The sequence below is a fragment of the Actinomadura soli genome (assembly GCF_005889715.1).
Classification (GTDB): domain Bacteria; phylum Actinomycetota; class Actinomycetes; order Streptosporangiales; family Streptosporangiaceae; genus Spirillospora; species Spirillospora soli.
The window spans coordinates 1-4483 of sequence record NZ_VCKW01000428.1; the positions used below are offsets into that span (position 1 = coordinate 1).

The following is a 4483-nucleotide window of genomic DNA, read 5'->3' on the forward strand; positions in this document are numbered from 1 at the left end:
CGGCGGCGGTGCCGTCGTGGGCGATGGCGCCGAGGACGCGGCGGTCGGCGGGGGTGCGGCCGCGGCGGGCGGCGGCCGAATGGGTGGGCTGCTCGGTCAGCCTGCCGCGGGCGAGCGTGAGGAGCCGGTCGCACCAGCCGGTGAGCGTCTCCGGCGCGTCGGCGGTGATCATCACCGTCGGGGCGAGGGAGCGGAGGACCGGGATCAGCTCGGCCATGGCGGCGGTGAGCGCGTGGCGTCCGGGACCCGCGGCGCCGGTGGGCCAGGGCTCGGCGGCGGCGCACAGGTCGCCGAAGGGATCGTCCAGGAGGACGACGTCCGGCTCGTGGACGCACGCGGCGGCGAGCCCGGCGCGGAGGCGGACGTCGGGCGGCAGCAGTGCGAGCTCGGTGCCGGCGGCCTCGGCCACGTCGAGGCGCCGCATGGTGGAGCGCGCGGTGGACGCGCTCGTCCGCTTGTAGTACGCCGCGTACTCGACGAACTCGCCCGCGGTCATGTGCTCCGCCCGGCAGAACCGCGCCGGCAGATAGCCGATGCCGGCCCGCGCGGCGCGCAGGGCGGCGGTGTTCGTGATGTCGTGTCCGAGAATGTGCAGCGCGCCGGCATTCGGCCTGCGCAAGGTCGCGAACGTGGCCAGCAGAGTGGATTTACCGGCACCAGGTGGACCGGCCAGGCCGACCACGCCTTCGGGAACGCCGAAGGTCACCGGGCGCAGGAGCCACCGCCCCCCGCGGCGGACACCCATTCCTCGGGCCACGATCACGGAATGCTCCGCGATCACAAGATTCCCCCCATAGCTTGCCATGCGGTCGCGGCGCCGGCCGGCGAGCCCGGTGCGGCGGGTGCGCCGGTGGCCTCGGTCCCCCAACCCTGCCACTCGCCGTTCGCCCGCCCGGGCCTCCGCCGTTCGGCGGGCCCGGCGCGCCGGTCGCTTTAGCCGTGCCGCGATGCATCGACACGGTGACTATAACCGGGCTTGGTGATGGCTGTCAGCAATCTTTTTGCCTTTACGGCGGTACTCCTGGATTCTTTGCCCGCCGCACTGAAGGTGAGAATTAGAAAAAGGCGGACAATTGTTGAACTATGCGCCCGGATCGGGACGTGGCGGTCGTCCGGCGCGGGCGGCGCGGTCCGCTTGGAGCGGACGGACGCGCAGCCACCGGCGGTCATGGGGCAGGATGGACCCATGTCTTCTCGGGACTTTTCGTTGCACGGGGCCATCGATCTGGGGGCGCGCCAGGCGGCCTCCAGGAAGCAGCAGGAACGTCAGGCCCAGGGCGGCGGCGCGTCCGCGTCCGCGGGCGGGGGCGGGGGCGCCGGGCAGTACGTCGTGGACGTCACCGACCAGACCTTCAACACCGAGGTGGTGGAGCGGTCGCAGTCCGTCCCCATCCTCGTGGACTTCTGGGCCGAGTGGTGCGGGCCGTGCAAGCAGCTCTCGCCGATCCTGGAGAAGCTCGCCACCGAGGCGGCCGGCAAGTGGATCCTCGCCAAGGTCGACATCGACGCCAACCCGCAGCTCGGCGCGTACATGCAGCAGATGGGCGTGCGCGGCATCCCGTTCGTCGCGGCGGTCGTCGCCGGGCAGCTGCTGCCGTTCCTGAACGGCGCGGCGCCCGAGGCGCAGGTGCGCCAGGCCATCGACCAGCTCTTCGAGGCGCTGCGCAAGGAGGGCATCCTGCCGGAGGCCCCCGAGGGCGAGCAGCAGCTCGCCGCGGACGCGGAGGAGGAGCCCGCCGCCGACCCGGTGTACCAGCGGGCGCGGGACGCCCTGCAGAGCGGCGACCTGGACGGCGCCAAGGCCGCGTTCGAGCAGCTCCTCGCGGGCGACCCCCGCGACGCCCAGGCCAAGCAGGGCCTCGCGGCGGTCGAGCTGAGCATCCGGGTGCGGTCGCTGGACGCGGAGCGCGTCCTCCAGGAGGCCGCGGAGAAGCCCGGCGACGTCCAGACGCAGATCAGCGCGGCCGACGTGGAGATGGTGTCCGGAGTGCCGGAGCAGGCGTTCGAGCGGCTGGTGACGGCGGTCCGGGCGAGCGCGGGCGACGACCGCGACGCGGCGCGCAAGCACCTGCTGTCGCTGTTCGAGGTCCTGCCGCCGGACGACCCGCGCGTCGCCAAGGCCCGCCGTTCCCTCCAGTCCGCCCTGTTCTGACCGGGTCCGCCCTCCGCTGACCAGGGCCGCTCCGTTCTGAGCGTGCAGTTCCGTCCATGCCCGGAGCGGGCATGGACGGAGTGTGAGCGCGCGCGTGGTGACCATCTCCGCCACCTACGGGGCGGGCGGTTCGGCCGTCGGCCTCGCCGTGGCGGGCCGGCTCGGCCTGCGCTTCGTCGACCGCGCCATCCCCGAGCTCGTCGCCGGCGAGATCGGCTGCACGCTGGAGGAGGCGCTGGCCCACGACGGCCGGGCCGAGAGCGGCATCGGCCGGATCCTCGCCGGGGCGGCGCGGCTGCCCACCGTCGCGCTCGGCATGGACGTCTACATCCCCGACCACGGGTTCGTCCCTCCCGAGGAGTTCGTCGAGCACACCGAGAGCGTCATCACCCGCGTGGCCGATCGCGGCGGGGCCGTCCTGCTGGGCCGGGCGGCGGCGGTCGTGCTGGCCGGCCGGGAGGACGCGCTGCACGTCCGGCTGGACGGCCCGAGGGAACGCCGGCTGGCCCGCGCCATCACGGCCGCCATCGACGGTCCCCCGCGACCCGACCGCGAGGTTGAGCGTATGCTCGAAGCCAATGACCGCGCCCGTACGGCCTACGTGAAGCACTTCTACGGGGTCGACCCCGGCGATCCACGGCTCTACCACCTCGTGATCGACGCCACGAGGTTCCCCGCGTCCGCGACCGTCGAGCTCATCGTCGCCGCGGCCCGGGCGGTCTGAGCCACCGGCCGGCCGGGCGGCGGCCCCCATCCGGAGCAGAGGGAGCAGTTGTCGTGGCGAGCGTGCCGAGCGTGTCGTACTCCATCACCGTGCGGCTGGAAGTGCCGGCCGGCGGCCGTGCCGTCAGCCAGATCACCCACGTCGTGGAGAACGCCGGCGGCATCGTCACCGCCCTCGACGTCAACACCGCCGGGCACGAGACGCTCCGCATCGACGTCACGATCGCGACCCGCGACACCCAGCACGCCGAGGCGATCGCCGCGGCGCTGGAGCGGATCGAGGCCGTCAAGATCCACAAGGTCAGCGACCGGACGTTCCTGATGCACCTCGGCGGCAAGATCGAGATGCAGTCGAAGGTGCCGCTGCGCAACCGCGACGAGCTGTCCATGGCCTACACGCCCGGCGTCGCCCGCGTCTCGCTCGCGATCGCCCGCAACCCCGAGGACGTCCGGCGGCTGACGATCAAGCGCAACAGCGTCGCGGTCGTGTCGGACGGCTCGGCGGTGCTCGGCCTCGGCAACATCGGCCCGGAGGCCGCGCTGCCCGTCATGGAGGGCAAGGCGGCGCTGTTCAAGCGGTTCGCCGGGATCGACGCCTGGCCGATCTGCCTCGACACCCAGGACACCGACGAGATCGTCCGGACGGTCCAGATCATCGCGCCCGCGTTCGGCGGCATCAACCTGGAGGACATCTCCGCGCCGCGCTGCTTCGAGGTCGAGGCCCGGCTGCGCGAGCTGCTCGACATCCCCGTCTTCCACGACGACCAGCACGGCACCGCGATCTGCGTTCTCGCCGCGCTGACGAACGCGCTGCGCGTCGTCGGCAAGGACCTCGGGTCCGTCCGGATCACGATGGCGGGCGCGGGCGCCGCGGGCAGCGCCATCCTGAAGCTGCTGATCCACGCGGGTGCCCGCGACCTCGTCGTCTGCGACTACCGCGGCGCCGTCCACGCGGGGCGCGACGACCTGGACGACTCGCTCCGCTGGATCGCGGGCCACACCAATGGCGGCGGCTACGCGGGCGACCTGCGCGGCGCCGTGAAGGACGCCGACGTGTTCATCGGCGTGTCGGCCCCAGGCATCCTGAACGGCGACGACATCGCGACGATGAACGACGACGCGATCGTGTTCGCGCTCGCCAACCCCGAGCCCGAGGTGTCGCCGGACGAGGCCCGCGAGCACGCCGCCGTCGTCGCCACCGGCCGCAGCGACTACCCCAACCAGATCAACAACGTGCTGGCGTTCCCGGGCGTGTTCCGCGGCCTCCTGGACGCGCAGGCCGACGGCGTCACCCTGGACATGCTCGCCGCCGCCGCCAAGGCGCTCGCGGAGGTCGTCACGCCGGACGAGCTGGGCCCGAACTACATCGTCCCGAGCGTGTTCCACCCGGAGGTCAGCACCCGCGTGGCGGGCGCCGTCCGCGAGGCCGCCGGTGGCCGGCCCCGGACCGAGGCCTGACGGGCCCGGCCCGGGGAGCCGCGGGCTAGACATCCCACGGGTCGTAGGTGTCAAGCTGCTTGGTCGGTGTGGTGGGTTTGGGGTGTCCAGGCGGTGGTTTCGCTGTAGGTGGTGTGGGTGCGTAGGCAGCCGTGGAGTGTGCCGACCAGT

4 protein-coding genes are annotated in these 4483 nt (G+C 73.0%); 3 read left to right on the top strand and 1 reads right to left on the bottom strand.

All coding sequences use genetic code 11. From position 1 onward, the window contains the following. Positions 1–706, bottom strand: a 706-nt coding sequence (locus ETD83_RS39790) for an ATP-binding cassette domain-containing protein (protein WP_230421503.1), incomplete at its 3' end; no start/stop codon positions are given. Positions 707–1207: 501 nt separating this feature from the next. Between ETD83_RS39790 and ETD83_RS39795 the strand changes: the two genes are divergently transcribed. The 3 genes from ETD83_RS39795 (at position 1208) to ETD83_RS39805 (ending at position 4333) form a co-directional block, all read left to right on the top strand. Next, positions 1208–2152, top strand: coding sequence for a tetratricopeptide repeat protein (locus ETD83_RS39795; protein ID WP_230421504.1), 945 nt, complete (start codon positions 1208–1210; stop codon positions 2150–2152). 82 nt (positions 2153–2234) lie between these two features. Next, positions 2235–2876 carry a cytidylate kinase-like family protein gene (locus tag ETD83_RS39800; protein ID WP_138650427.1) on the top strand — a complete coding sequence of 214 codons (642 nt, stop codon included), beginning with the start codon at positions 2235–2237 and terminating at the stop codon, positions 2874–2876. A gap of 53 nt (positions 2877–2929) precedes the next feature. Beyond that, complete coding sequence (locus ETD83_RS39805; protein ID WP_138650428.1) at positions 2930–4333, top strand: NAD-dependent malic enzyme; 1404 nt, start codon at positions 2930–2932, stop codon at positions 4331–4333. Positions 4334–4483 lie beyond the last annotated feature (150 nt).